Origin of the sequence: Streptomyces cinnabarinus, from assembly GCF_027270315.1 — a bacterium.
GTDB classification, from domain to species: Bacteria; Actinomycetota; Actinomycetes; order Streptomycetales; family Streptomycetaceae; genus Streptomyces; species Streptomyces cinnabarinus.
On sequence record NZ_CP114413.1, the window covers coordinates 2,160,472 to 2,186,330 of the forward strand.

Sequence of the window (25,859 nt, forward strand, 5' to 3'; positions counted from 1 at the left end):
CCTTCTGCTGCGAGGTGGTGAGATGCGCTCAGGGGGTGGTCGAGCGCACCTCACCGTACGTCGCGGCAGGGAAGGGGCGCGCTTCGAGGGCTCTGAGTGTGCCAGTGGCGAGCAGGAACTGCGCGGCGATATACGTGAGCATGATCCACAGGTCGGGGCGGGGCGGCTGGGGCCACTCGGCGACGCCGGTCGCGATGAGGGTGTCGGACAGCATGAAGAGCGCGCCGCCGAGCCCGGCGGTCAGGCCGAACCGGCTGCCGGCCCGATAGGCCATGGCGGTGAGCAGCAGGCTGTACCCGGCGACCGGGACCCGCAGGTCGGCGGGGAGGTCCGGCCAGAGGGAGGCGACAGTGGTCGTCAGGGCGACGCCGTACCCGGCGAGCAGGAACGGCTGATGGGACCCGCGCGCCTTGAACAGCAGCAGGTAGCAGATGTGCCCGGCCGCGAAGGAGCCCATTCCGGCGAGGAAGGCCGGCTCGGCGTCGGACAGCAGCAGGACGTCTCCGCCCCAGCCGAACAGCAGGGCAGCGATGAGCAGCCGGGGCGCCCCGGACAGGGCGGCGTACCCGGCGAGCAGGGGCATCAGCAGCGGCTTGGCGACGGTGTGCCCGGGGTCGAACCCGGCCGCGAGGGAGCCGAGGTCAACGGCGGCGGCCAGGCCGAAGGCGAGGAGCAGCAGGCGCTTGGGGGTCACGCGGAGACACTCTCCCGCGCGGGTTCCGGGGCGGGCTGCCAGCCGGGCCCGCGGAAGAGGTGCCCGGCCCGGTCACGCCAAGTGCGGGCCTTCTTCAGGTCCTTGGCGATGGAGACGTACTCGTGGGTGGCGACCTTGACCGGGTTGTACGTGTCGATGTTCTTGGTCAGCCCGAACACCGGGCGCTCGGTCTCGGCGACGAAGGAGCGGAACAGCCGGTCCCAGACGATGAGGATGCCGCCGAAGTTGCGGTCGAGGTAGCCGCCCTGGGAGGCGTGGTGGACGCGATGGTGGGAAGGCGTGTTGAACACGAACTCGAACCACCGGGGCATCTTGTCGATGCGCTCGGTGTGGATCCAGAACTGGTACACGAGGTTCGCCGAGGAGCAGAAGGCGAGCGCGGCCGGGTGCACTCCGCAGGCGATGAGGGGGACGTAGAACGGCCAGACGGTCAGCGAGGTCCAGGGCTGGCGCAGTGCGGTGGTGAGGTTGAACTTGCGGCTGGAGTGGTGCACCACATGGCAGGCCCACAGGACGCGTACGACGTGGTGGCCGCGGTGGGACCAGTAGTAGAAGAAGTCCTGGGCGAGCAGCATCAAGGGGACCGTCCACAGCAGGACAGGAACCCGGAGGGGCGTCAGTTCGTAGATCGCCGTGTAGATCGCGACGATCGGGATCTTCCACAGGAAGTCGAAGAACAGACTGCCGAGCCCCATGCCGAGGCTGGTCGCGGCGTCCTTCGACTCATAGCCCGCGGCCTCCTCGTCGGGGTGCAGACGGACGCTGATCATCTCGACCACGGTGAGCAGCACGAAGGCGGGTATCGACCACAGCACGACATCGGGCAGGTTCGGCATGTGGGCACCGTAGAACCGCTGGTCGGCGAAGGCTAGGGGTTGTTACTCACAAGTATTACCAGCGGTACGCGCTTACTTGTTGGTGATCTCCGCCAAGAGCCGTCCGAGATGTCGGTGCCCGCACCTACGATGCGGGCAGGGAGGGGGCGGGGGATGCAGGGTCTTGAGGTTGTACTGGTGCGGCTCGCCGCGACGGTGGTCCAGACGATCGCGAAGTCCGCACTCACTCCCCGGCCGGGAGCGGGCCTGGTGCCGGACCCGTTACGGCCGCTGCCGAGACCGGCGAGTCCGGACCGGCTCGCGCGCGTGCTGGGCGAGCGGATCGCGGGGGCGTACGCCACGCTGCCGGAGCACGAGCGTCTGGCGGCGGTGGCAGCCGTGCAGGACACCCTCGCTGCGGCGGGCACCCTCGACGCGGACCGGCTCTTCGCGGTGGACCTGGATCCGGGGCGGCTGGCGCAGGAGCTGCGGCGGCCCGTGACCGACCTGACCGAACGGGCCCGGGAGCTGTACGGGGAACTGCTCGGGCTGTGCTGCGAGCATCTGATCGAGCAGCTCACCGCGCAGCCGTCGTTCCCCGCGCGGGCGGCGGTGGAGCAGACGCGGCGCTCCGGCGAACTGCTCCGGAGCCGCCCGCAGGCGGAGACACCGGACTTCGAGGGCCGGTACGCGGAGTTCATCACCGGCACACACTCCCGCCTGGAGCTGTTCGGGCTCACCCTGGGTGGTCGACGCCGGGCCGAATGGGCGTTGGACACGGCGTATCTGAGCCTCGCGGTGAGCGGCGCCCGGCGCCATGAGCCGCAGCGCGACGGCATGCCCCAGGAGCCGCCGACGCCCATGCGGGTCGAGCAGGCGCTCGCCACGGCAGGCCACCGGCTGCTGCTGCGCGGCCCGGCCGGCTCGGGCAAGTCGACGCTGCTCCAGTGGCTGGCGCTGAACGCCGCCCGGCAGAATTTCGGTCCGCAACTGGCCGACTGGAACCGGTGTGTGCCGTTCGTGCTGCGCCTGCGCTCCTTCCGCACGGCGGACGCGCTGCCGCTGCCCGAGGACTTCCTCCCCGCCGCGGGCGTACCGTTGCGCGCCCCGGACGGCTGGGTGGAGGGACTCCTCGCCAGTGGACGGGCGTTGGTGCTGGTGGACGGCGTCGACGAGGTGCCGGTACGGCAGCGCGAGCGCACGGAGAAATGGGTCAGGTCGCTGCTCGCGGCGTTCCCCAAGGCCCGGTACGTGATCACGACCCGCCCCGCCGCGGTTCCGGAGGGCTGGCTGGCCCCGCAGGACTTCACGGCACAGACCCTGCTGCCGATGGAACGGGACGACATCAGGGCGTTCGTCCGGCACTGGCACGACGCGGCCCGCCTGGAGGGCGCACCGGAGGCGGAACAGTCGGAACTGCACCGCTACGAGGCAAGCCTGAGCGAGGCCTTGACCACCCGCCGCGACCTGGGCCGCCTGGCGACGAACCCGCTCATGTGCGCCCTGCTGTGCGCCCTGCACCGGGACCGGCGCATGCACCTCCCCCGCGCGCGGAAGGAGTTGTACGACGCGGCCCTGGACATGCTGCTGGTGCGGCGGGACACGGAGCGGGAGATCGCGCCCGTGGAAGGGGTCTCCCTGTCGAGGGACGAGCAGACGGCCCTGCTCCAGCGGCTCGCCTACTGGATGATCCGCAACCAACAGGTCGAGGCGGACCGGCAGGACGTGGTCGCCATGCTCGACGAGTGGCTGACGGCCATGCCCCAGGTCCGCGAACAGGGCGACGCCGAACAGGTCTTCGCCCACCTCCTGATCCGCAGCGGACTGCTGCGCGAACCGGTGCCGGGATACGTGGACTTCGTCCACCGCACCTTCCAGGACTACCTGGGCGCCAAGGCCGCCGTCGAGGCCCGCGACTTCGGCGTCCTCGTCCGCAACGCCCACGACGACCAGTGGGACGACGTGGTGCGCATGGCGATGGGCCACGCGCGTGTGGAGGAACGGACGCGGCTGTTACGGCAGTTGCTGCGGCGGGCCGACAAGGTGCGGAGGTATCGGGACCGGTTGGTGTTGCTTGCGGCGGCGAGTCTGGAGCATGCGCCGGAGTTGGATCCTGGGGTGCGGAGGGAGGTGGAGGAGCGGACAGAGGAGTTGTTGCCGCCGAGGAACGAAAGGCAGGCGGACGCTCTGGCCAAGGCCGGGGAGTTGGTGCTGGAGCTGCTGCCGGGGCCGGACGGACTGACCAGATGGGAGGCGGCGGCGGTGGTCCGGACGGCCCACCTGCTCGGGGGTGACGCCGCCTTGGAGGTCATCAGACGGTTCCGTGCCGATCGGCGGCGGCTGGTGCGCTCCGAACTCAGCCTCGCCTGGCCGACGTTCGACACCATCGAATACTTCGAGGCGATCCTCGAAGGCACCGTGAAGGCCGGACAGATCCTCACCATGGACACCGCCGAGAAGCTGGCTCTCCTGCCGCGTCTGCCCCGGCTCACCGACCTCCAGCTGTACGGCGACCACGGGATCCCTCCCGCCGTCCTCGCGCACACGCCCCTGAGGTTCCTGGGGATCACCGACAACGACCTGGTCAGTGATCTGTCACCGCTGCGAGCGCTGCCGCACCTGCGCAGGCTGTCGCTGAACCGCTGCGCGTCCCTCACGGACCTGGGTTCCCTCGCCGGTCTCCCGCTGACCAAGCTCTTCCTGTACGAGCCCGGCGACCGGCTGTCGCTGGCGCCCCTGTCCGACCTGCCCGACCTCAGGCATCTGACGGTCGACTTCGCGCCCGTGGAGACGAGGCTCGACGCGTGGGCCTTCGCTCCCCGGCTCACCGGCGTCGGCTTCTTCCGGCAGGGCTGCGTCACGAACCTCGACGGACTCGAAGCCCTGACGTCCCTGGAATGGCTCACCGTCAACGAGGAGCACCAGTGGCGGGCCCTCGTCTCGGCCGGGACCTTCGCCCCGCTGGAGACCCTCCAAATCCTGGACGTCCCGCGCGTCGACCTCGCCGACGTGCTGCCCCACCAGACCCTGACCAGGATCTACCTCGGTCCGTGCCCGCAGGTGGACAACATCGCAGCCCTCACGGAGCTGCCCTCGCTGGAAGCCGTCGAACTCGCCCGCTGCGGCCCGATCGACCTGACCCCCCTGGCCCGGACGCCCCGCCTCCACGTCATCCTCCACGACTGCGACCGGGTCACCGGCACCGAGCTCTTCCCTCCGGACCGCCTGACCATCGACTGACCTCACACCCCCGCCGCCCCCAACAGATTCCCCACCGCATACGTGATCCCCATAGCCAACGCCCCACCCACCACATTCCGCACCACCGCCCTCCCCGGCGCCGCCGCCCCCAGCCGCGCGCTGCTCCACCCGGTCAGGACCAGGGCCGCGAGCACCGAGGCGACCGTGACCGGGACCCGGGCGGAAGCCGGAGGCAGGACGATGGCGACGAGCGGGAGCAGCGCGCCCACCGTGAAGGCCAGGAAGCTCGCCCAGGCCGCGTGCCAGGGGTTCGTCAGGCGGTCGGGGTCGATACCGAGCTCCACGCGCGCGTGGGCGCGCAGGGCGTCCCGTTCGGTGAGCTGCACGGCCGCCTCCTGGGCCACGTCGCCCGACAGTCCGCGCCGCCGGAGGAGTTCCGCGAGCTCCGCCAGCTCCTCCTCGGGGCGTTCGCGCAGCTCCCGCTTCTCCGCGGCCAGCGCGGCCTTCTCCGAGTCGCGCTGGGTGGAGACGGACACGTACTCGCCCGCCGCCATCGACAGGGAGCCCGCCAGCAGCCCCGCCATACCGGCCGTCAGCAGGGCCGAGCGGTCGTCGGTCGCGCCCGCGACACCGACCACCAGCCCGGCGGTGGACACGATGCCGTCGTTCGCGCCGAGCACCGCGGCCCGCAGCCAGTTCAGCCGTTCTCCGAGCGAGCCGCCGTGGGCCTCGTCATGCGCAGGTTCCGTCACACCCCGGAGGATGGCATTGCGGACACCCCCGCGCGGGAGGGGACTTGGCCCGTTCCCGGGACCGACACTCGAACGGACGGGCGCGGGAGGGTACCTGACGGGGCGGCGATCCGGGGCCTTGGGACGGCACTGTCAGTCCCGGCCCGTATCCTCAGTGACCATGCTCGAAGACCGTACGACCGAAGCGTCCTCCCGCACAGCGTGGCCGGCCGCGTATCCGAAGGGATACGCGGTCGTTGACGTGGAGACCACCGGACTGGCCCGGGACGACCGGATAATCTCGGCGGCCGTCTACCGGCTGGACGCGCGCGGTGAGGTCGAGGACCACTGGTACACGCTGGTCAACCCGGAGCGCGATCCGGGGCCGGTGTGGATCCACGGTCTGACGAGCGAGGTGCTGGAGGGCGCGCCCCTCTTCCCGGACATCGCCGAGGAGTTCTCCGCGCGGCTGGCGGACCGGGTGCTCGTCGCGCACAACGCCGTCTTCGACTGGCAGATGATCGCCCGCGAGTACGCGCGTGCCCGGTGCGAGGCGCCGGTGCGGCAGCGGCTGTGCACCATCGCGCTCTCCAAGGAGCTGGGCCTGCCGCTGCCCAACCACAAGCTGGAGTCGCTGGCCGCGCACTTCGGGGTCGTCCAGCGGCGCGCGCACCACGCGCTCGACGACGCGCGGGTGCTGGCGGAGGCGTTCCGGCCGAGCCTCAAGGCCGCGGCCGAGGGCGGCGTACGACTGCCCCTGCACGAGTGCCTGCCACTGACGGAGTGGACGGACCGGGCCGTGCCGCGGCAGCCGTCGGCGTACGGCGCCTACCGGCCGACCACTTGGCGCCCGTCCCGCAAAAGGCCCGCATGCCCGTATCCCAACCCGGGTCGTTACGAAGAGGACAAAAGGCTCAAGCAGGGCATGCGGATCGCCTTCTCCGGTGACACCTCCGTCGAGCGCGACCTCCTGGAGGACCGGGCGATCGAGGCCGGACTGCATGTCGCGACCAGCATTTCCCGGCTGACCAGCCTGCTCGTCACCAACGACCCGGACTCGGGCACCTCCAAGGTGGTCAAGGCCCGGCAGTACGGCACCCCGGTCGTCGACGAGGCGGCGTTCGGACAGCTCCTCGGGGATGTGGAACCCGCGTCCGAGCAGTGACCGTATGGGTGATTGGCAGGCGACTCGCCCGGCGCCCGCTCGCCCGCGCCGCACCGACGGCCCACCCTGTGGCGCATGGCGAGATGCGAAGTTTGCGGAAATGACTATGGGATGTCCTTCGAGGTGCACGCGCAGGGCGCCGTGCATGTCTTCGACTGCTTCTCCTGTGCGATCCACCGCATGGCCCCCATCTGTGAGCACTGCCGCGTCCAGATCATCGGGCAGGGCGTGGAGGTCGACGGCCACTGGTACTGCGGTGGCCACTGCGCCCGCGCGGAGGGAAAGGTGGGAATCATCGACAAGGTGTGACCCGGTACCCGCGTGAATCCACCCCACGACCGAGTTGTACGGTCGTGGGGTGTACCGCTTCCTGTTGACCCGGCAGTGGGTGATCCTCACGCTGGTCGCCCTGCTGCTCATCCCCACGATGATCAGGCTGGGCATCTGGCAGATGCACCGCCACGACGAGCGCGCCGCCCGCAATCAGCTGGTCTCCGACGCGCTGTCCGCGAAGCCGGTCCCCGTGGAGGAGCTCACCGCCCCCGGGCGCACGATCACCACCGAGGAGCGGTACCGCACCGTCACCGCCGAGGGGCACTTCGACACCGACGACGAAGTCGTCGTCCGCCGCCGCACCAACGCCGACGACGAGGTCGGCTATCACGTCCTGACCCCGTTCGTGCTGAACGACGGCAAGGTGCTGCTGGTCAACCGGGGCTGGATCCCCGGCGACCGCACCAGCCAGACCGCGTTCCCGAAGGTCCCGGCCCCGCCCCGCGGTGAGCTCACCGTCACCGGCCGGCTGATGCCGGACGAGACGACCGAGGCGAGCGGCATCAAGAACCTCAAGGGCCTGCCCGAACGGCAGATCATGCTGATCAACAGCGAGCACGAGGCCGCGCGCCTCGGCGCCGAGGTGCTCGGCGGCTACGTCGCGCAGACCGGGCCCGAGCCGAAGGGCGACACCCCGGAGCAGCTCGGCAGTCCGGGCGACGAGAACGCCGCGCTGAACTACGCGTACGCCATCCAGTGGTGGCTGTTCGCGGTCGGCGTCCCGGTCGGCTGGGTGATCCTGGTCCGCCGCGAGGTACGCGACCGGCGCGAGCAGGCGGCCACGGACTCCGCCGACGAGGCCGAGCCCGCGGCTGTGTAAGGCCGTGTGAGCCGTACGGCCGGATTGCCTCCGCGGCCGGATTGCCCTGCCGTCCGCCCGGGAACCCGCACCCCGTGCACCCCCGTATCGAGGACTACGCGCTCATCGGCGACGAGCAGACCGCCGCTCTGGTCGGACGCGACGGCTCCATCGACTGGCTGTGCCTGCCCCGGTTCGACTCGGCCGCCTGTTTCGCCCGGCTGCTCGGCGACGAGGACAACGGCAGCTGGCGGATCGCCCCCGTCGGCGGCGACCGGTGCGCCCGGCGCGCCTACCGCCCGGACACCCTTGTCCTGGACACCGAGTGGGAGACCGAGGACGGGGCGGTCCGGGTCACCGATCTGATGCCGCAGCGGGACCGCGCCCCGGATGTCGTCCGGATCGTCGAGGGCCTGCGCGGCGAGGTGACCGTCCGCAGCATGCTCCGGCTGCGCTTCGACTACGGCTCGATCACTCCGTGGCTGCGCCGCTCCCGCGGGCACCGGGTTGCGGTGGCCGGGCCGGACTCGGTGTGGCTGCGCAGCGAGCCGGCGGTGCGCACCTGGGGCGAGGACCGGTGCACATACTCGGAGTTCACCGTCGCCGAGGGCGAGTCGGTGGCGTTCGTCCTGACCTGGCACCCCTCGCACGAGCCCCGCCCGCCGCTCGTCCACCCCCACAAGTCGCTGCGCGCCAGCGTCGCCGACTGGCAGGCGTGGGCGGCCCGCTGCCGCTACGACGGCCCGCACCGGGACGCCGTGGTCCGCTCTCTGATCACCCTGAAGGCGCTCACCTACTCCCCGACCGGCGGCATCGTCGCCGCCCCCACCACCTCGCTCCCCGAGGAGCTGGGCGGCGTGCGCAACTGGGACTACCGCTACTGCTGGCTGCGCGACTCGACCCTCACCCTCGGCGCGCTGCTGGCCGCCGGATACCAGGAGGAGGCCGAGGCCTGGCGGAACTGGCTGCTGCGCGCGGTCGCGGGCGACCCCGCGGACCTCCAGATCATGTACGGCCTGGCGGGCGAGCGTCGGCTGCCCGAGACGGAGCTGCCGTGGCTGCCCGGCTTCGCCACCAGCGGCCCCGTCCGGATCGGCAACGACGCGGTGAACCAGCTCCAGTTGGACGTCTACGGCGAGGTCATGGACTCGCTGTCGCTGGCCCGCAGTTCGGGCCTGCCCTCCGAGCCGCCCATGTGGGCGCTCCAGGTCGCCCTGATGGACTTCCTGTGCACGGCGTGGCGCCAGCCCGACGAGGGGCTGTGGGAGGTGCGCGGGGGCCGCAAGCAGTTCGTGCACTCCAAGGTGATGGTGTGGGTGGCCGCGGACCGCGCGGTGCGCACCGTGGAGAGCCAACCGGATCTGGACGGCGACGTGGACGCCTGGCGCGCGATGCGCGACGAGGTGCACCAGGAGGTGTGCGAGCGGGGCTACGACCCCGCGCGGAACACCTTCACCCAGTACTACGGATCGCGCGAGCTGGACGCCTCGTTGCTGCTCATCCCGCGCGTGGGGTTCCTGCCGCCGGACGACCCCCGCGTGATCGGCACCGTCGACGCGGTCCGCGACGAACTGAGCCATGACGGCTTTCTGCGCCGCTACAGCGCCGAGAAGACGGACGTCGACGGGCTGCCCGGCGGCGAGGGCACCTTCCTGGTCTGCTCGTTCTGGCTCGTGGACGCCCTGCACCTGACGGGCCGCACCGAGGAGGCCCGGGAGCTGTTCGAACGGCTCGTCGGGCTCGGCAACGACGTGGGGCTGCTCGCCGAGGAGTACGACGCCGCCGCGGGCCGTCAGCTCGGCAACTTCCCGCAGGCGTTCAGCCATATCGGCCTGGTGAACACCGCCCTCGCCCTGTTCGGGCCGGACGATGCAGGATAGGGGCCATGGATCTTGGACTGAAGGACCGGGTGTTCGTCGTCACGGGTGCCACCCGCGGGCTCGGCAACGCCACCGCGCGTGAACTGGTCGCCGACGGCGCCAAAGTGATCATCTCGGGGCGGGACGAGAAAACGGTCGCCGAGGCCGCCGCCGCGCTCGGCCCGAACGCGGTCGGGGTGGCCGCGGGCAACGCCGACCCGGAGACGCCCGCGCGGCTGATCGCCGCCGCGCGGGAGCACTTCGGCGGCTTCGACGGTGTGCTGGTGAGCGTGGGCGGTCCGGCGCCGGGCTTCGTCGCGGACAACACCGACGAGCAGTGGCAGTCGGCGTTCGAGTCGGTGTTCCTGGGCGCGGTGCGCCTGGCGCGGGCGGCCGCGGCGGAACTGGAGGCGGGCGGGGTCATCGGGTTCGTGCTGTCCGGGTCCGTGCACGAGCCGATTCCGGGGCTGACGATCTCCAACGGGCTGCGGCCCGGGCTCGCCGGGTTCGCCAAATCCCTCGCGGACGAGCTGGGGCCGCGCGGGATCCGGGTCGTGGGACTGCTGCCGGGGCGCATCGACACGGACCGGGTGCGCGAGCTGGACGGCCTGTCCGCGGACCCGGAGGCCACCCGCGCGGCCGCCGAGTCGCGGATCCCGCTGCGCCGGTACGGGGCGCCGGAGGAGTTCGGCCGCGCCGGAGCGTTCCTGCTGTCCCCGGCGGCCTCCTACCTCACCGGAATCATGGTCCCGGTGGACGGCGGGTTCCGGCACGGGTTCTGATCCGAGCTCGGCGTTCGACCTGGCGGGTCACTCTTCCCCAGCCCCTCCGCCAGGACGGCCCGCAATTGCCGCTCGGTGGCGCCCGCCCGCCGGGCGGCGACGAGACGGGCCCACGCATTCCGGTGGCAGGGCCTGGTTGATGTGACGTACCCGAGGACCGTCCGTGGTGCCGACCGCGTGCGTCGCGGCGTGGACGAACCTCAGTGTGCCGCCGCCGGTCAGGGTGCGGCGGCGGGTGACACCGACGCGACGCTCACACCGGCGCTTCCACCAGGCCCGCTGACAGCCATCGCACCACCGACTCCGCGCTGTACGGCCGCCCCTCGGGGGCGATCTGCCGCAGGAAGCCGAGGTCCTGGCCGATCGTGACGACAGGAGGCTCCACCATGCCCTGCGGACGGCGCTGCCCGAGCCCGACGGCCGCCAGCAGCCCATTGCACAGGCACTGCCGGCCCTCGGTCTGCTCGGCCGTACCGCCCTTGCGGACGTACATCGCGGCGGGCTCCGCCGGGCAGCGATATCCGATCGCGCCGTACTCGGTACGGTAGGGGGTGCGCAGATAGCCGAGGTCGCAGACCCGGGAGCGCGCCGAGCTCACGCCGGGGTCGGCCAACGTGCCCGGCAGGTCGGCGACCTTGAACGGAAAAGTGGTCGGAGAGGCCGCGGGATCGTTGCGCACCGTCAGTTCGGAGCGAAGCTCGCGCTCGACCAGCTCCCGCCGCAACCGCGGGTCAAGGCCTGACTCCTCGCAGAGCGCGAAGACACTGCCGACCTGGACGCCGGCCGCGCCCGCTGCCCTCGCCCGGCGAAGTTGGTCCGGTCCGCACTGGCCGCCGGCGATCCAGAAGGGCAGGCCGAGGGCGGCCATCTTCGCGAGATCAGGGGTGTCCCGGGGGCCGTAGAGAGGATCGCCCTGCTCGTCCAGACGCATCGGCCCGCGCGGGGGCGCGCTGTGCCCGCCGGCGCGGTGCCCCTCGACGACGAAGCCGTCCGGGGTGGTCTGGTCGGATCGGTTCAGATACGACGCCAGGGCCGGCAGCGAGACGATGGCCAGGACGCCGGGGCGACGCAGGGGCCCCGGCTGCGCTCCGCGCAGCACCGAGGCCGGGTCGAAGTGCAGGTCCACGGGCTTGTCGTCACCGTCGACGTCCAGTCGCGCGGTGACGGGCTGCAGTTGGGCGAGCTGGGTCGCGATGCCCGGGATCTGTGCGGGAATGCCCGCGCCGACCAGCACATGGTCCACACCGGCCAGGATCGCGCCGAACATCGCGGGGACCGTGGCGAGCTGGACCTTCTCCAGGTAGTTGACGCCGACCGGGCCTTCGTGGCCCTCCCGGGCGAGCCACACCTCGCAGAAGTTGGCCACGACGGTCAGCGACCGGGCCGGGCACGCTTCCTCGGCCGTCAGCCGGGGTGTGGCCGCGAACCGCTCGCCGGCACCGATCCCGCCCTCGACGAAGTAGCGCTCCCGTATGGAATCGGCAAGTTCCGGTACCGGGAAGGCTGCCAGCGCCCGTCTCAGGTGGCCGCCGGGGTCACCGCCCTGCAGCACCCGGATCAGCAGGGTGTCCAGGGCGGTACCGGAGACGACACCCAACTGCCCGGTACGCGCGACGGCGCGAGCCAGGCGCCAGCCGGACACGCCCACCCCCATTCCGCCTTGGATCAGCCAGGGCAGGTCGGCCCTCGTCCGGGGTGTGCTCATCGGTCCTCGCAAGGATGGTAGCCGGGTCCGGAACACGTACTTACGGTTCCGTAACCTACGGTACCGTAACCAGAATTCGCGCCCTCCACCCCCCCGGGTTCAGCAGCGGGCGTCCGTGGCTGTCGCCGGTGCGGCGGACCGTGCGACCGCGCAGAGGAACATCCGCCGGGCCGCGGTGTCCCGGCGGACCTCCCGGAGCGGCAGGGGCTCACAGATGTCGTGCGTGACTGCGGTGACTCGGCCGGCCACGCCGCGGGCGCAGGCGGCTTGGCGCGGTTCGTCCGGGCCGGCGACGCTGAGGCCGGTGGCCAGGATCCCGGTCGGCGAAGCCCTTCGCGGGCGACGCACCGTGCGTCGCTGACGTGCCCGGAGCCCGGTTCGGGCACGTCCCCCACCGTGCTCCCGTGGACGACGCCGGCCTCGTGGACGGCGGGGCGGAAGGCTCCGGGCAAGGATCAAACCGAAAGGCTCCGGTGCGCTCGCCCCAGCCACCTTCCGGAAGGCTCCCCGGGGCTCAACCGACCCGCTCCGCCCGGTGCTTGGCCGCCCGCATCCTGACCTCCGCGGGCAGCGCCGCCAGTCCGGCCGACTCCCGCGCATGGGTCAGCGCCTGATCGGTCAGCTCCGTCAGCGCCGCCCCCGGGTCCACATGCGGCTCCAGCAGCAGCCGTACGCGGGCCTCGGGGGCGTTTCTGCGGCCGGTCAAGTGGGTCCGCGCCCGGTGGACACCGTCCGCCGACGCCGCCTCGTCGGTCAGTACCGTCTCCAGGGCGCGGCCCCGCAGCAGCGCGCCCTCGCCGTCGCCGGTCTCGACCAGGACCTCGGTGAGGCGGCGGCGCCGCAGGACCGCGGTCAGCCACCACAGGGCGAGCAGCACCAGGACCACGAGCACCGCGATGACGGTCGGCCACCACCAGCCCTCGGCGCGCCAGCGGGTGCGCTCGGCGTCGCTGAGCAGGACGTCGTGCTTGCTGTGGTGGATCCACCAGGACGGCGGGTCCAGGCCGAGGCCGACGGCGAGCACGGAGCCGCCGAGCAGGACCAGGACGACGCCGATGACGGCGAGCAGGACACGGTTGACGGTCCTCAGCACGGCGCTCACCCCTTCCGTCCGGGCCGTCGTACATGCACCGAGAGCGCGGGCGGCCGGGACAGGCCGAGGCCGCGGATCGCGTCGGCGAGGACGTCGTCCAGGTCGGCGCGAACGTCGTCCAGGTCGCGGAAGTGGGAGACCGCGCGGACGTCGGCCCGCTTGCGGCCCATCCGGACCCGTACCGACTGCACGCCCGCGATCTCCATGGCCCGGTCGCGCAGGGTCAGGGCGGCGGCCTCGCGGTCGAGTCCGGCACGGACATCGGGGTGGGTGCGGGTCATCGGCAGCACGGCGCGCAGGCCGGGGGTGGTGGCCAGGACGACCAGCCACAGGCCGAGCGCGACGGCAACGCCCGCGCCGACCAGCACCCAGGTGTCGTCGAGGGGGCGTTCGGCGAGCTGCCGGGCCAGTTCGCGCCGCCACTCCATCGCGGACCGGTCGGTGCGCACGGCGACGACGTCGTAGAGGAACGCGCCCGCGAGGACCAGCAGGAGCACGGCGACCACGGCGGCCGGGACCCGACGGGCGGACCAGAAGCGGCCGTTGGCGCCGTTCTCACCGTCCAGGACGGGCGGCGGGGGGTCGTAGGCGGCCGCGGAGGCGTTCTGGTCGAGTGTGCCGGTGCTGGCCGCCTTCTCGACGACCGGCATGGGTTGTGTGGTGCCCTCGGAGCCCTCCGAGCCCTGGGGCTCGCTCATCGCGTCCTCCCCTGTGCCGCGCCATGTGCCGAGTGCAGCCGCTCCACCTGAACGGCTACCTCCGGCACCTCCATGCCCACCAACGCGCCTACCCGCTCGGTGACATGACGACGCACGGCGGCGCAGCGGGCGCCGATGTCGGTGGGGTAGTCGAGTTCGAGATGGACCCGCACGCGCGCAATGTCGTGGTGAACCACGACGCCCGCGTGCGGGGGTGCCGCGTCCCCGGGCAGGGGGCCGAGGGCCTCGCGGGCGGCCTGGGAGGCGATCTTCGCCACGACCCGGTCGGCGATCCGGGTGGAGCCGCGCTCACCGGGCGGCACGGCGGCCCGCGGCAGGCGGACCTCACCGGGGTCGGCGCTCACCTACGTCACCGCCGGTCGTTGCGGCTGCGGAAGAAGTCACCGAGCTCCAGATCCCCTTCGAGGAACCGGCCGACGACGAAACCGATGGCGCCCAGCGCGGCCACCAGCAGGAAGGCGCCGAACCCGCCGAAGTACCCGGCGAAGCCCAGCGCCATGCCGGCGATCATGCCGACCACGGCCATGCTCATGGTGCGCTCCCCTCAGCGGTGCGTCGGCCGGTCACTGGATCCTGGGCTCCAGTTCCTCTTCCTCCTCGTCGGGCAGCTTCACATCGCTCACCGCGATATTGACCTCGACCACTTCCAGGCCGGTCATGCGCTCCACCGCGGAGACCACGTTCTCCCGGACCGCCCGTGCGACGTCGGCGATGGACACGCCGTAGTCGACGACGATCTCCAGGTCGAGCGCGGTCTGCACCTCGCCGACCTCGGCCTTCACCCCGCGGGTGACGGACTTCGAGCCGCCGCCCGGCACCCGGTCCCGCACCGCGCCGAAGGTCCGGCTCAGGCCGCTGCCCATCGCGTGCACGCCGAGGACGTCGCGCGCGGCGAGGCCCGCGATCTTCTCCACGACGCCGTCGGCGATGGTGGTCCGCCCGCGGGTCGAGGGGTCACCGCCGCCGCGCTTGACGGCCTTACGGGTCTGTACGGTCGGCTCCTGCTCGACCTGGGACTTCTGTGTCGTGTCGCTCATCGCCGTACGTCCCTTTCGGTTCGTCGTCCTTCGACCACCGTAAGTGCGGATGCCCCATCGCGCCCCGGGGATGCGGCAGGCTGGGGTAATGACGGCGGACGGATGGACGCGGGCGGTTCGGCATCAGCTGGGTCTGGGCAGACTGCTGCCCCTGGGCGGGGCGCGGGACGGCGCGTGGATCGCGGAACAGGCGGCCGTGGCGGTGCTGGAGCGCGCGGCGCACGGCATGCCGGGGGTGCGCCTGGGCGCGCTGCGGATCGGCCTCGCGGACCCCGAGCGGGTGCGGGAGTCCGTCGTACCGCCGCCGCCGAGCGCGCTGTCGCCCGGTGCGCTGCGGGTGACGGCGGAGTTCGCGGCGACGGCGGCGAAGCCGCTGCCCGCGGTGGCGGACCGGCTGCGGGCGGCGCTGGCCAGGGCCGCGGACGAGCGGCTCGGGCTGACGGTCACGGAGGTGGACCTGCGGGTGACGGCCCTGCTGGAGGATGCTCCGGAGCCCGCCCCGGTACGGCCGCAGGAGCCGCCGTCGGCGCGGGAGCCCGCGGACGGCGACGAGTCCCGCGCCGCGCGGGCCGCGCTCGCGGTGCCGGGCGTGGCCGGTCTCGCCGGGGCGCCGGTCGGCCTCGGCCGGCCGGTGCACATCGAGGAACGGCCCGCCGGGGCCGCGCTGCCCGCACGGCATGTCCGGCTGGAGCTCGCCATGGCCGCGGACCATCGGGCCGTGGAGGTGGCCCGCGCGGTCCGCGCCGAGGTGGCGAAGGCGCTGTCGGATCACCCGACGGTGGCGGTCCTGGTCACCGCCGTCGTCGGGTGAGGGCTCACTCCCCTACGCCGGCCAGGTCCCGCAGACGGCGCGCCTGGGCGGCGCGCTCGGCGACGCGCTGGTCCTCGTAGGTGCGGTCCGTGGCGCCGCGCAGCAGGGCCTTGGTCTCGATGACCGCGTCCCGGGGCGCCGCCAGCAGGGCGCCGGCGAGGTCGCGTACGGCGTCGTCGAGCTGGTCCGCGGGCACGGCGACATTGGCCAGGCCGGTGCTGACCGACTCCTCGGCCGTGACGAAGCGCCCGGTGGCGCAGATCTCCAGCGCCCGGGCGTAGCCGACGAGGCCCACCAGGGGGTGGGTGCCCGTCAGGTCGGGGACCAGGCCGAGGCTGGTCTCACGCATGGCGAACTGCACGTCGTCCGCGACGACGCGCAGATCGCAGGCGAGAGCGAGCTGGAAGCCCGCCCCGATGGCGTGCCCCTGGACGGCGGCGATGGACACGAGGTCACTGCGCCGCCACCAGGTGAACGCCTCCTGGTACTCGGCGATGGTCGCGTCGAGCTCGGCGTCGCTGCCGCGCGCGAGATCGATGAACGACGGTTCGCCGTCGAAACCCTCCGGCGTGAACGCCTGCCGGTCGAGTCCGGCCGAGAAGGACTTGCCCTCGGCCCGCAGCACGACGACCCGGACGGATCCGGGCAGCAGCCGACCGGCCTCGGTGAGCGCCCGCCACAGAGCGGGGCTCTGCGCGTTGCGCTTGTCGGGGTTGGTCAGCGTCACCGTGGCGACTGCGTCGTCGACGGTGAGTCGTACGCCGTCCTTGTCGAGAACCGGGTCGAGCGAAGCCATGGAGCGCCTCCGATGCTGTGCGGTCAGCTAAGTGACTGCACAGTAACCACCCGGCCGGTCAGACTGAACGACCGGGTGGCCACCATCGAAGCCGATGGGCCGCCCGAGGTCAGCCCGCGGCTTTTTTGCCGCGTGTCGCCCCGCCACGCCCACGCAGCGTGACGCCCGACTCGCTGAGCATCCGGTGTACGAAGCCATACGAGCGGCCGGTCTCCTCGGCCAGCGCCCGGATGCTCGCACCGGAGTCGTACTTCTTCTTCAGGTCTGCCGCGAGCTTGTCGCGCGCGGCGCCGGTAACCCGGCTGCCCTTCTTCAGAGTCTCGGCCACCCGTGCCTCCTCATGGGAAGTGCGCTCTGGTCTCCTCATGATCACCCCTCCTGGGCTTCATGGCCACCCATTCGGCAAGGTCCGTGAGACACGGATTTGACGACAGGAGCAGGTCCACACAAGAGGAATGCCTGATTCCGCACGGCCTCTCGCGTACCGCTGAACGGGTTGTTCCGCGAAGCTCCAGGTCAGGGACGCACGACGGCCGAGCCCTTGTCGACAAAGGGCTCGGCCGTGAAATGGATGTAGGACACACCTCGGTACGAGGAGATCTCACACAGATGATGGATCACGGATCGGCCGAATGATCCATACGCAGTGGATCAACCATTCGATCAAGCGAGGGCGACGAGATCCGCGTAGTCCGCGCCCCACAGGTCCTCGACGCCGTCCGGCAGCAGAATGATCCGCTCCGGCTGGAGCGCCTCGACGGCGCCCTCGTCATGGGTGACCAGAACGACGGCGCCCTTGTAGGTGCGCAGCGCGCCGAGGATCTCCTCGCGGCTGGCCGGGTCGAGGTTGTTGGTCGGCTCGTCGAGCAGCAGCACGTTCGCCGAGCTGACCACCAGGGTCGCGAGCGCGAGACGGGTCTTCTCACCGCCGGAGAGGACCCGGGCCGGCTTGTCGACGTCGTCACCGGAGAACAGGAACGAGCCCAGCACCTTGCGGACCTCGACCAGGTCCATGTCGGGCGCGGCGGAGCGCATGTTCTCCAGGACCGTGCGCTCCGGGTCGAGGGTCTCGTGCTCCTGGGCGTAGTAGCCGAGCTTGAGTCCGTGGCCCTCGACGACCTCGCCGGTGTCGGGCTTCTCCACACCGCCGAGCAGCCGGAGCAGCGTGGTCTTGCCGGCGCCGTTGAGGCCGAGGATGACGACCCGGGACCCCTTGTCGATGGCCAGGTCGACGTCGGTGAAGATCTCCAGCGAGCCGTACGACTTCGACAGGCCCTCGGCGGTCAGCGGGGTCTTGCCGCAGGGCGCGGGCTCGGGGAAGCGCAGCTTGGCGACCTTGTCGGAGACGCGCACCGCCTCCAGGCCGGCGAGCAGCTTGTCCGCGCGGCGCGCCATGTTCTGCGCGGCCACCGTCTTGGTGGCCTTGGCGCGCATCTTGTCGGCCTGCGAGTGCAGCGCGGCGGCCTTCTTCTCGGCGTTGGCGCGCTCGCGCTTGCGGCGCTTCTCGTCGGCCTCGCGCTGCTGCTGGTAGAGCTTCCAGCCCATGTTGTAGACGTCGATCTGGGCGCGGTTGGCGTCCAGGTAGAACACCTTGTTGACGACCGTCTCGACCAGGTCGACATCGTGGGAGATCACGATGAAGCCGCCGCGGTAGGTCTTGAGGTAGTCGCGCAGCCAGATGATCGAGTCGGCGTCGAGGTGGTTGGTCGGCTCGTCGAGCAGCAGGGTGTCGGCGTCCGAGAACAGGATCCGGGCGAGCTCGATACGGCGGCGCTGACCACCGGAGAGGGTGTGCAGCGGCTGGCCGAGCACCCGGTCGGGGAGGTTCAGCGCGGCGGCGATGGTGGCGGCCTCGGCCTCGGCGGCGTAACCGCCCTTGGTGAGGAACTCCGTCTCCTGGCGCTCGTACTGCTTCATCGCCTTGTCGCGGGTGCTGCCCTTGCCGTTGGCGATGCGCTCCTCGTTCTCGCGCATCTTGCGGATCAGGACGTCCAGGCCGCGCGCGGACAGGACGCGGTCGCGGGCGAGCACGTCGAGGTCGCCGGTGCGCGGGTCCTGCGGGAGGTAGCCGACCTCTCCGGAGCGGGTGATGGCACCGCCGGCGGGGAGGCCCTCGCCCGCCAGGCACTTGGTCAGAGTGGTCTTGCCGGCGCCGTTGCGGCCGACCAGGCCGATGCGGTCGCCCTTGGCGACACGGAAGGTGGCGGACTCGATGAGGACACGGGCGCCGGCGCGCAGCTCGATGCCGGTGGCGGAGATCACGGTCAGACTCCAAGGCGGGGTCGTTGGCGGAATGGGCGGCTGAGGACGTTCCCGCCGTCTAATGCGCGAGGAGAATGGCCATGCGGCCAGTCTAACGGGGCTGTGCAAGCGGTTTTCGGCCGCTGGGACCCTTACCGGGGAGGGGCCGGGGGCACGGGGTGATCCGGGCACCGCGGTGAGCTGGGACGTCCGCGACGCCTTGGGGGGCGGTGGGCGGCCGCACGTGACGTTCGGCACGCGCGCTGCGGGGGGGCGGCCGGACCAGGTCCGGCAGTCGTGCCGGACGGGGCGGCGCGTACGGGCGGTCCCCGACGGCGTTCTTCAGCCAACGGGTCGGCACCGCCTGCGGGGCGGCACCCCGGGCAGGAGGCGTTGTCGGTGGTCGCTGCGACACTGACGGCAGTGGGATTCCCGGGCGGACTACGGCTTTTCAGGCGGACGGCGAGGGAGTGATCGGCATGGCGGGCACGGAGAGCGGGCGTCCGAGCATCTATCCGACGGTGTTGTACGCGGACGCGCGCGCCGCGATCAGGCAGCTCACGGAGGGCCTCGGCTTCACCGAGCTGACGGTGTACGAGGGCGCGGACGGCTCGGTGTTCCACGCCGAACTGGCCCAGGGCAACGGCGCGGTGATGGTCGGTTCGAAGGGCCGCGGTGGTGTCTTCGACACGGCGATGAAGGGCGCGGGCCCGGTGGGGGTGTACGTCGTCGTGGACGACGTGGACGAACACCACCGGCGCGCCGTGGAGCACGGCGTGGAGATCCTGATGCCCCCGACGGACCAGGACTACGGCTCCCGGGACTACATGGCCCGGGACGCCGAGGGCAACATCTGGAGCTTCGGCACCTATGCGCCGGAGACCGGCGGCTAGTTCCCGCCCGTGTGCACCTGGAAGGCGGCCCGGCGGACGGCCTTGGCCAGGGCCGGGTCGGGGTGTGCGGCGGCCAGGGCGACCAGGACCTGCACGGTGCGCGGGTGGCCCACCGAGCGGACCTCGTCCAGCAGGGCGGGGACCGTGGGCTGAAGCGCGGACTCCAGGTGGCGGACGAGCATCGGGGCCTCGCCGTGGTCGGCGACGGCCGCGGCGGTGTCGACCCAGAGCCAGGTGGCCTCTTCCCGGGTGAGCACCTCATGGGCGTCCTCGGGGTCGACCCCGTCGTGCTCGGCCAGCCACAGCAGGGCGTACGGCCGCAGGGCGGCCTCCTCGGCCACGGACCGTACGTCGGGCTCGGCGGGGGCGCCGACGACGCGCAGCGCCTCGAAGGCGAGGCCGCGCAGCAGGGCGTCCTCGCCGCGGGCGGCGTGGATCAGCTCGGTGACGGCGCTGCCGACGGGGCGGGCGGCGAGCCAGGCGCGGTACTCGGCACGGGCGGCGTTGGGGCGGAGCTGGGCGCAGCCGCGGAGCATGCCCTCGGCGGCCTGCTCGATGTTCCCGGCGGGGCTCTGCGCGGCGACGCAGATCTGCTCCAGCTTGACCCAGACCGCCCAGCTGCCCAGCGGGGTGAGGGTGGCCTGGCCGTCGCCGCAGGTGAGGGCGCCGACCGAGGCGAGGGCGTGCAGGGCCCAGTCGAGGAGGGGGGCGAGCGGGGTGTCCTCGGTACGGGCTTCGGGGTCCGGCTCGGGCTGCGGGCCGAAGGGGATCTCGCAGCGCTCGGTGCGCAGTTCGGTGACGCGCTGCTCCAGCAGGTCGAGGAGTTGCGCCACCGGCACGGGGCCGGCGGACAGCTGGAGGAAGGAGAGCACCTGGGGCATGGCCGAGACGACCTCGGCGACGGCGGCGGGCTCGTGGTCGACGGGCTCCGGGTAGGCGAGCGACCAGGCGTCGAAGAGGGCGACCCAGCCGCGCAGCACGGCGCTGTCGTCGCGGTGCCAGGCGCGCAGCCGCCACCCCGGGCGGGCGCTGTCGCCGTGCACCTCGATGAGGCCGGCGAGGCGGGCGATGTCCCAGTCGGCGCGGACCTGAACTGCGGTCAGGTGCAGATCGGCGGCGGCCCGTTCGGCGGTCGCGTCGGACAGGGCGCCCTTGCCGTCGGAGTGCGCGCCGTCGCGGCCGGGGCGCAGGGCGGCGTCGGCCCAGTGGGCGACGCGGGCCGCGGCGGCCAGACCGGTACGTGCCATTCCGGCCAGTTCCGCGGGGGCCGGGGTGCCCTCCGGAGGGCGTGGTGCGGCGCGGCGGGGGCGCCGCTGGTTCACGGCTCTGGGGGCGGCGGCCAGGGGTCGCGGGCGGACGAGTCGAAGCCTGGAGTCGCGCGGGATACGGGACGTCACGGGTGCAGTCTTCCGGTTGACGGTCCGAAAACCCAAACGGAATGTCACGAGGGGCGACGGGGATGGCCAACGCACGGGGTCCCGCGAGCGGCGGGGGGCCGATAACAGGCCAGTCGTACGGGGTTAAACGGAACGTGTGCGACCGGTCCCGAGGGGGCGCGGGACAGGGCGTTCACATCAGGGGGGTCAGGAAGCGGCGCAGGGATTCCTCGTAGGACTTGGGGTCGGCGTTCCACATCGCGCCGTGGGGAGCGCGCTTGACGGTGTGGAGGTTGACCAGGTTGGGGCGGGCGGCCGCGAGGCGGCGGGAGAAGGTCCAGGGGGCGACGGTGTCGTCGGGGCCGTGGAAGATCAGGGTCGGCACGGTGACCGCCTCCGGGGTGCCGCCCGAGGTGGCGTGGTCGCCGTACAGGCCCGTGCGGCCCTGGGCGGCGCGGACGGCGAGCGGGAGCAGGGCGCCCGGGGTGCGGCGGGCCGCCGCCAGGGCGCGCAGGGTCGCCTCCCAGTTGAGCACCGGGGAGTCCAGGACCAGCCCGGAGACTCGGTCGCGCAGTCCGGAGCGGGCGGCGGCGCGCAGGGCCATGGTGGCGCCGATGGACCAGCCGAGCAGGACGACCTGTTCGGCGCCGTAGCGCACGGCGTAGCGGATCGCCGCGTCCAGGTCGCGCCACTCGGTCTCGCCGAGGTGGTTGAGGCCGTCCGGGGAGCGGGGCGCGCCGAGGTCGCCGCGGTAGGCGAGGGCGAGGACCGGGAACTGGCGGGCGGCGAGGAACTCCATGACGTTCATGGACAGTTCGCGGGTGGTGCCGAGGCCGTGCACCGCGATGACCCAGGTGGTGCGGGTGCCGGGGACGAACCACGCGGGCAGGGAGCCGAGTTCGCCGGGGATGTCGATGTCGGCGTGGTCGAGGCCCAGGGCGGCGGCGGGGTCGCCGATGTGGAGGTTGGGGGTGAGCCAGACCCGGTCGCCGGGGGCGAGGGTGCCGTGGGTGACGCGTTCCAGGCGGCGGACCGCGGTGTCGGCGGTGTGGGTCGCCGTGGGGAGGACGGGGCCGACGACCGCGTGCGAGCCGTCGCCGCCGAGGCCGTAGGTGCCGGGGCGCAGGGAGGCCAGGTCGCGGGTGAGCGTGATCTGGCCGGCGGCCGTGCCGTGCACGGTGAGCCGGGGTTCGGTGGGCAGGGGTCTGCCGGGGGGCGCCTTGAGCGCGGCGTCGCTGGCGAGGCGGCCGGCGGCCACGCTTGCCGCGCCGGCGGCCAGGGCCATGGTGACGGCAGCGGCCGTCGCTGTGACAGTGCGCACCAGTCCAGTGTCCTGGGGGACCCGGTCGGCGGCCAGTGGGAGGGCGGGTGGGGGTGACGGTCGGCGGAGCGGGGGTGCCGTGGGGGGGTAGGTTTCGCTTGCCCGCAGCCAGGTCAGCCAGGGTCGGCTACCCCGGCTGGCCGTAGCCCCGTAGCTTCTCGCCGACCTCTGCCAGCTGCTCCCCCGACAGCAGTGACGGTGTCCGGCCCGGTACCGAGGATGCCGTGAGCCACACCCGGCACATCCACTCCAGTTGGGCCGTGCGGTCGTAGGCCTGGGCGAGGGTCGTGCCGTACGCCATCGTGCCGTGGTTCTGGAGGAGGCAGGCGGTTCGGCCGGTCAGGGCTCGGAGCATGTTCTCGGCCAACTCCTCGGTGCCGTATGTCGCATACGGGGCAACCCGGGCGGGGCCGCCGAGGTCCGCGGTGATGTAGTGGATCGCCGGGACCTCCTGGACCAGCGTCGAGACGGCCGTGGCGTGCACCGCGTGGGTGTGGACGACGGCGCGGGCGCCGGTGGCGCCGTAGACGGCGAGATGCATCGGCAGCTCGCTGGTCGGCCGGAGCGTTCCGAGCACCTGGCGGCCGGAGAGGTCGACGCCCGTGATGTCCTCGGGCGCGAGCCGGTCGTAGGGCACTCCCGACGGTGTGACCAGGACCGTGTCCCCGATGCGCACCGAGACATTGCCCGAGGTGCCCACGACCAGCCCCTCGGAGACCGTCCGGCGGGCGGTGGCGACCAGGTCCGCCCAGGCCCGCGTCTCCTCGGGACGCACACCCTCCCGCCACGGCTCCCGCACTTCCTGTGCGCCCTCCCCCGCTTCCCCCGCGCCCCGCCGCTTCCCTCGCTGCTCAGCCATGCCGCGATCCTGCCAGCCCCGCCCCCGGACGGCCGTCGGGCCGGGGCACTTTAGGCCGGAAGTCAGGCGTCCGGAAGGGCGCACAGCGGGACGAAAGGATACTTCTCAGTGCTTGGCCGGAGATCGACGAGCATTCCCCGAACTTCCAGTACTCTCTGGCTGATTTGTTGTGCACGCAGCCATTCCGGGGGGAAACATGGCCCGTGATCGCAAACCGTTCCGCCGTCGCGCCCGCGTTCTCGCGGCGTCCGTGGCGGCACTCACCGTCGGGGGAACCGCGCTGGCCGAGACTCCGGCCGGCGCGGCGAGCCGCCCCAAGGGGCACGACGTCTCGTCCCACCAGAAGAACGTCGACTGGCAGCGGGCGAAGTCCAGGGGCGCCAGGTTCGTCTACGTCAAGGCGACCGAATCCCACACCTATCGCAACCCCTACTTCCGCCAGCAGTACGACGGCTCCCGCGGCGCGGGCCTGATCCGCGGGGCGTACCACTTCGCGCTGCCGAACAAGTCGTCGGGGAAGGCCCAGGCCGCGCACTTCGTGCGCAACGGCGGCGGCTGGACGGCGGACGGCTGGACGCTGCCGCCCGCGCTGGACATCGAATACAACCCGTACGACAAGGACCACAAGTGCTACGGCCTGACCCGGTCGAGGATGGTCGGCTGGATCAAGGCGTTCAGCGGCGAGGTGAAGCGGCTGACCGGCCGTCGGCCGGTGATCTACACGACCGCCCACTGGTGGAACACCTGCACGGGCGGCAGCCGGGCCTTCGCCTCCGACCACGCGCTGTGGGTGGCCCGCTACAACTCCACCAGCGCGGGCACCCTGCCGGCCGGCTGGTCGATGTGGACCTTCTGGCAGTACGACAACGGCGGCAGCCTGCCGGGTGACCAGAATCTCTTCAACGGGTCCCTGAGCCAGCTCAGGAAGTTCGCCCGGGGCACCTGACCCTTGGGGCGACTGAGGCCCGTGATCCCGTGCGGTGTCGCGCGGTGTAAACGGAAGGCCAAAACTCGCCTCCGGACACCGTGCGGCCTGCCCCAGTTCACCTTCCGTTCATCCAGGTTACCTACGTTCATCCGACCAATGACCTCGAACGATTGCCTGGGTAAATGGAAAGCTTCTCGCTGATCCTCGCGATTGTGGTGGTAACCGCACTCGCGTTCGATTTCACGAACGGTTTCCACGACACCGCCAACGCGATGGCCACCACCATCTCGACCGGTGCGCTCAAGCCCAAGGTCGCGGTGGCCATGTCCGCCGTGCTGAACCTTGTCGGCGCCTTTCTCTCCGTGGAGGTCGCCAACACGATCTCCAAAGGTCTCGTCGACGAGACCGGCATCCGTCCCGAGGTCATCTTCGCCGCCCTGGTCGGCGCGATCCTCTGGAACCTGCTGACCTGGCTGGTGGGCCTGCCCTCCAGCTCCTCGCACGCCCTCATGGGCGGTCTGATCGGCGCCACCATCGCCTCGGCGGGCGTCGGCGCGGTCCACGGCGACGTGCTCGTCACCAAGGTCCTGATCCCGGCCATCGCCGCCCCGCTGGTCGCGGGTATCGCCGCGATGCTGGCGACGAAGCTGATGTACTCACTCGGCAAGATGGCGGAGGGCAGCAAGTCCTCCGAGAAGGGCTACCGCGCCGGGCAGATCGCCTCCGCCGGTCTGGTCTCCCTCGCCCACGGCACCAACGACGCCCAGAAGACGATGGGCATCATCACCCTCGCCCTGGTCGCCGGCGGCACCCTCGCCCCCGACTCCGACCCGCCCATGTGGGTCATCCTCTCCGCGGGCCTGGCCATCGCGCTCGGCACCTACCTCGGCGGCTGGCGGATCATCCGCACCATGGGCAAGGGCCTCACCGACCTCCAGCCGCAGCAGGGCTTCGCCGCCCAGACCAGCGCGGCGACGGTCATCCTCGCCTCCTCCCACCTCGGCTTCTCCCTCTCCACCACGCACTCCGTCTCCGGCTCGGTGATGGGCGCGGGGCTCGGCCGCAAGGGCGGTGTGGTCCGCTGGTCCACCGCGACGCGGATGTTCGTCGCCTGGGGTCTGACCCTGCCGGCCGCGGCCCTGGTCGCCGCGATCGCGGAGTGGGTCACCGGCTTCGGCAGCTGGGGCACCGGCGTGGTCGCGGTGTTCCTGATCGCCTCCAGCGCGGCGATCTGGAAGATCTCGCGGCGTGAGGTCGTCGACCACACGAACGTCAACGGGACCGAGGAGCCCGCGGGTGTCGTGACGACGGCGATGGCCGCCGTGACCCCGCCCCCGGCGGGCACGGTGACCGAGGACCTCTCGGCGACGATCCCGGCCCCCGCGGGCGAGCCGGCCCCGTCGCAGGCCACCGTCTGACCCCCCACCCAGCGAAGGAAACATCACCATGAAGATCGACTGGGCGGCTCTCGGTTCCGTCTTCGGCGTCAGCCTCGTGGTCACCGTGGCCCTGGTGGCCCTGTTCACCCTCGGCATCGCGGGCCTCGCGCGCCGCGAGCGGGCTGCGGAGCAGGGCGGTACCGCGACGGCGGCGGTCACGGGCGCGTACGCGTGCTTCGCGGCGTGCGCCGCGGCGGTCGGCTACGGGATCTATCTGATCGTGGCCTGACGCCCACCGCAC

Annotated in this window: 26 protein-coding genes; 11 read left to right on the forward strand and 15 right to left on the reverse strand. The window is 72.1% G+C overall.

The genetic code is table 11. From position 1 onward, the window contains the following. Positions 1-28: 28 nt before the first annotated feature. Positions 29-694, reverse strand: a complete 666-nt coding sequence (locus STRCI_RS09730; RefSeq protein ID WP_269658468.1) for a lysoplasmalogenase — start codon at positions 692-694, stop codon at positions 29-31. Then, entirely contained in the window at positions 691-1,551 is an 861-nt protein-coding gene (locus STRCI_RS09735) for a sterol desaturase family protein (RefSeq protein ID WP_269658469.1), read from the reverse strand. The genes STRCI_RS09730 and STRCI_RS09735 overlap by 4 nt, the downstream gene beginning before the upstream one ends. A gap of 153 nt (positions 1,552-1,704) precedes the next feature. Between STRCI_RS09735 and STRCI_RS09740 the strand changes: the two genes are divergently transcribed. After that, positions 1,705-4,770 carry an NACHT domain-containing protein gene (locus STRCI_RS09740; protein WP_269658470.1) on the forward strand — a complete coding sequence of 1,022 codons (3,066 nt, stop codon included), beginning with the start codon at positions 1,705-1,707 and terminating at the stop codon, positions 4,768-4,770. A gap of 2 nt (positions 4,771-4,772) precedes the next feature. On the opposite strand, the gene STRCI_RS09745 is transcribed toward STRCI_RS09740, so the two are convergent. Beyond that, on the reverse strand, positions 4,773-5,483 hold the full coding sequence (locus tag STRCI_RS09745; protein ID WP_269658471.1) for a VIT1/CCC1 transporter family protein: 711 nt from the start codon (positions 5,481-5,483) through the stop codon (positions 4,773-4,775). A gap of 160 nt (positions 5,484-5,643) precedes the next feature. Between STRCI_RS09745 and STRCI_RS09750 the strand changes: the two genes are divergently transcribed. The 5 genes from STRCI_RS09750 to STRCI_RS09770 all read left to right on the forward strand — a co-directional run bounded on the left by STRCI_RS09750 (position 5,644) and on the right by STRCI_RS09770 (position 10,400). Next, positions 5,644-6,627 (forward strand): DEDDh family exonuclease, encoded by a 984-nt coding sequence (locus STRCI_RS09750; protein ID WP_269658472.1) that lies wholly within the window; start codon positions 5,644-5,646, stop codon positions 6,625-6,627. Positions 6,628-6,702: 75 nt separating this feature from the next. Beyond that, a complete protein-coding gene (locus STRCI_RS09755) occupies positions 6,703-6,936 on the forward strand; it encodes a hypothetical protein (protein WP_269658473.1) in 234 nt (77 codons plus the stop codon). Positions 6,937-6,985: 49 nt separating this feature from the next. Beyond that, on the forward strand, positions 6,986-7,780 hold the full coding sequence (locus tag STRCI_RS09760; RefSeq protein WP_269658474.1) for an SURF1 family cytochrome oxidase biogenesis protein: 795 nt from the start codon (positions 6,986-6,988) through the stop codon (positions 7,778-7,780). 74 nt (positions 7,781-7,854) lie between these two features. After that, on the forward strand, positions 7,855-9,639 hold the full coding sequence (locus tag STRCI_RS09765; RefSeq protein ID WP_269658475.1) for a glycoside hydrolase family 15 protein: 1,785 nt from the start codon (positions 7,855-7,857) through the stop codon (positions 9,637-9,639). 5 nt (positions 9,640-9,644) lie between these two features. Then, a complete protein-coding gene (locus STRCI_RS09770) occupies positions 9,645-10,400 on the forward strand; it encodes an SDR family oxidoreductase (RefSeq protein WP_269658476.1) in 756 nt (251 codons plus the stop codon). Positions 10,401-10,653: 253 nt separating this feature from the next. On the opposite strand, the gene STRCI_RS09775 is transcribed toward STRCI_RS09770, so the two are convergent. The 6 genes from STRCI_RS09775 to STRCI_RS09800 all read right to left on the reverse strand — a co-directional run bounded on the left by STRCI_RS09775 (position 10,654) and on the right by STRCI_RS09800 (position 14,954). Further along, a complete protein-coding gene (locus STRCI_RS09775) occupies positions 10,654-12,105 on the reverse strand; it encodes a nitronate monooxygenase (protein ID WP_269658477.1) in 1,452 nt (483 codons plus the stop codon). A gap of 514 nt (positions 12,106-12,619) precedes the next feature. Beyond that, the gene (amaP, locus tag STRCI_RS09780) at positions 12,620-13,207 is read right to left on the reverse strand and encodes an alkaline shock response membrane anchor protein AmaP (protein WP_269658478.1); all 588 of its coding nucleotides are present in this window, start codon (positions 13,205-13,207) and stop codon (positions 12,620-12,622) included. Then, positions 13,204-13,896 (reverse strand): DUF6286 domain-containing protein, encoded by a 693-nt coding sequence (locus STRCI_RS09785; protein ID WP_269658479.1) that lies wholly within the window; start codon positions 13,894-13,896, stop codon positions 13,204-13,206. Before STRCI_RS09785 ends, amaP begins: the two co-directional genes overlap by 4 nt. Continuing rightward, positions 13,893-14,261 (reverse strand): Asp23/Gls24 family envelope stress response protein, encoded by a 369-nt coding sequence (locus STRCI_RS09790; protein WP_269658480.1) that lies wholly within the window; start codon positions 14,259-14,261, stop codon positions 13,893-13,895. The genes STRCI_RS09785 and STRCI_RS09790 overlap by 4 nt, the downstream gene beginning before the upstream one ends. Positions 14,262-14,266: 5 nt before the next feature. Beyond that, the gene (locus STRCI_RS09795; RefSeq protein ID WP_269658481.1) at positions 14,267-14,449 is read right to left on the reverse strand and encodes a hypothetical protein; all 183 of its coding nucleotides are present in this window, start codon (positions 14,447-14,449) and stop codon (positions 14,267-14,269) included. A 31-nt stretch (positions 14,450-14,480) separates the two neighbouring features. Then, on the reverse strand, positions 14,481-14,954 hold the full coding sequence (locus STRCI_RS09800; RefSeq protein ID WP_269658482.1) for an Asp23/Gls24 family envelope stress response protein: 474 nt from the start codon (positions 14,952-14,954) through the stop codon (positions 14,481-14,483). 88 nt (positions 14,955-15,042) lie between these two features. Between STRCI_RS09800 and STRCI_RS09805 the strand changes: the two genes are divergently transcribed. Beyond that, positions 15,043-15,765: an Asp23/Gls24 family envelope stress response protein gene (locus STRCI_RS09805; protein WP_269658483.1), complete on the forward strand. Its 723-nt coding sequence runs from the start codon at positions 15,043-15,045 to the stop codon at positions 15,763-15,765. Between the two features lie 4 nt (positions 15,766-15,769). Here the strand turns inward: STRCI_RS09805 and STRCI_RS09810 are convergent, their stop codons facing one another. The 3 genes from STRCI_RS09810 to STRCI_RS09820 all read right to left on the reverse strand — a co-directional run bounded on the left by STRCI_RS09810 (position 15,770) and on the right by STRCI_RS09820 (position 18,823). Next, positions 15,770-16,561 carry an enoyl-CoA hydratase/isomerase family protein gene (locus STRCI_RS09810; RefSeq protein WP_269658484.1) on the reverse strand — a complete coding sequence of 264 codons (792 nt, stop codon included), beginning with the start codon at positions 16,559-16,561 and terminating at the stop codon, positions 15,770-15,772. A 109-nt stretch (positions 16,562-16,670) separates the two neighbouring features. After that, on the reverse strand, positions 16,671-16,889 hold the full coding sequence (locus tag STRCI_RS09815; protein ID WP_019758351.1) for a helix-turn-helix domain-containing protein: 219 nt from the start codon (positions 16,887-16,889) through the stop codon (positions 16,671-16,673). 335 nt (positions 16,890-17,224) lie between these two features. After that, positions 17,225-18,823, reverse strand: coding sequence for an ABC-F family ATP-binding cassette domain-containing protein (locus tag STRCI_RS09820; RefSeq protein WP_269658485.1), 1,599 nt, complete (start codon positions 18,821-18,823; stop codon positions 17,225-17,227). Positions 18,824-19,281: 458 nt separating this feature from the next. On the opposite strand from STRCI_RS09820, the gene STRCI_RS09825 reads away from it, so the two are divergent. Next, positions 19,282-19,695: a VOC family protein gene (locus STRCI_RS09825; protein WP_269658486.1), complete on the forward strand. Its 414-nt coding sequence runs from the start codon at positions 19,282-19,284 to the stop codon at positions 19,693-19,695. Here STRCI_RS09825 and STRCI_RS09830 read toward each other — a convergent pair. The 3 genes from STRCI_RS09830 to STRCI_RS09840 form a co-directional block, all read right to left on the reverse strand. Beyond that, positions 19,692-21,092 carry a hypothetical protein gene (locus STRCI_RS09830; RefSeq protein WP_269658487.1) on the reverse strand — a complete coding sequence of 467 codons (1,401 nt, stop codon included), beginning with the start codon at positions 21,090-21,092 and terminating at the stop codon, positions 19,692-19,694. The two genes, STRCI_RS09825 and STRCI_RS09830, sit on opposite strands and share 4 nt — an antisense overlap. A 172-nt stretch (positions 21,093-21,264) precedes the next feature. Further along, positions 21,265-22,392, reverse strand: a complete 1,128-nt coding sequence (locus tag STRCI_RS09835) for an alpha/beta hydrolase family protein (protein WP_269658488.1) — start codon at positions 22,390-22,392, stop codon at positions 21,265-21,267. A 127-nt stretch (positions 22,393-22,519) separates the two neighbouring features. Next, the gene (locus STRCI_RS09840) at positions 22,520-23,251 is read right to left on the reverse strand and encodes a class II aldolase/adducin family protein (protein WP_269658489.1); all 732 of its coding nucleotides are present in this window, start codon (positions 23,249-23,251) and stop codon (positions 22,520-22,522) included. Positions 23,252-23,447: 196 nt separating this feature from the next. Here STRCI_RS09840 and STRCI_RS09845 point away from each other — a divergent pair, with 196 nt between their 5' ends. From STRCI_RS09845 to STRCI_RS09855, 3 genes are all read left to right on the forward strand, one after another. Further along, entirely contained in the window at positions 23,448-24,197 is a 750-nt protein-coding gene (locus tag STRCI_RS09845) for a lysozyme (RefSeq protein ID WP_269658490.1), read from the forward strand. A gap of 164 nt (positions 24,198-24,361) precedes the next feature. Beyond that, positions 24,362-25,597 carry an inorganic phosphate transporter gene (locus STRCI_RS09850; RefSeq protein WP_269658491.1) on the forward strand — a complete coding sequence of 412 codons (1,236 nt, stop codon included), beginning with the start codon at positions 24,362-24,364 and terminating at the stop codon, positions 25,595-25,597. Positions 25,598-25,625: 28 nt separating this feature from the next. Beyond that, positions 25,626-25,847 carry a hypothetical protein gene (locus STRCI_RS09855; RefSeq protein WP_269658492.1) on the forward strand — a complete coding sequence of 74 codons (222 nt, stop codon included), beginning with the start codon at positions 25,626-25,628 and terminating at the stop codon, positions 25,845-25,847. Positions 25,848-25,859 lie beyond the last annotated feature (12 nt).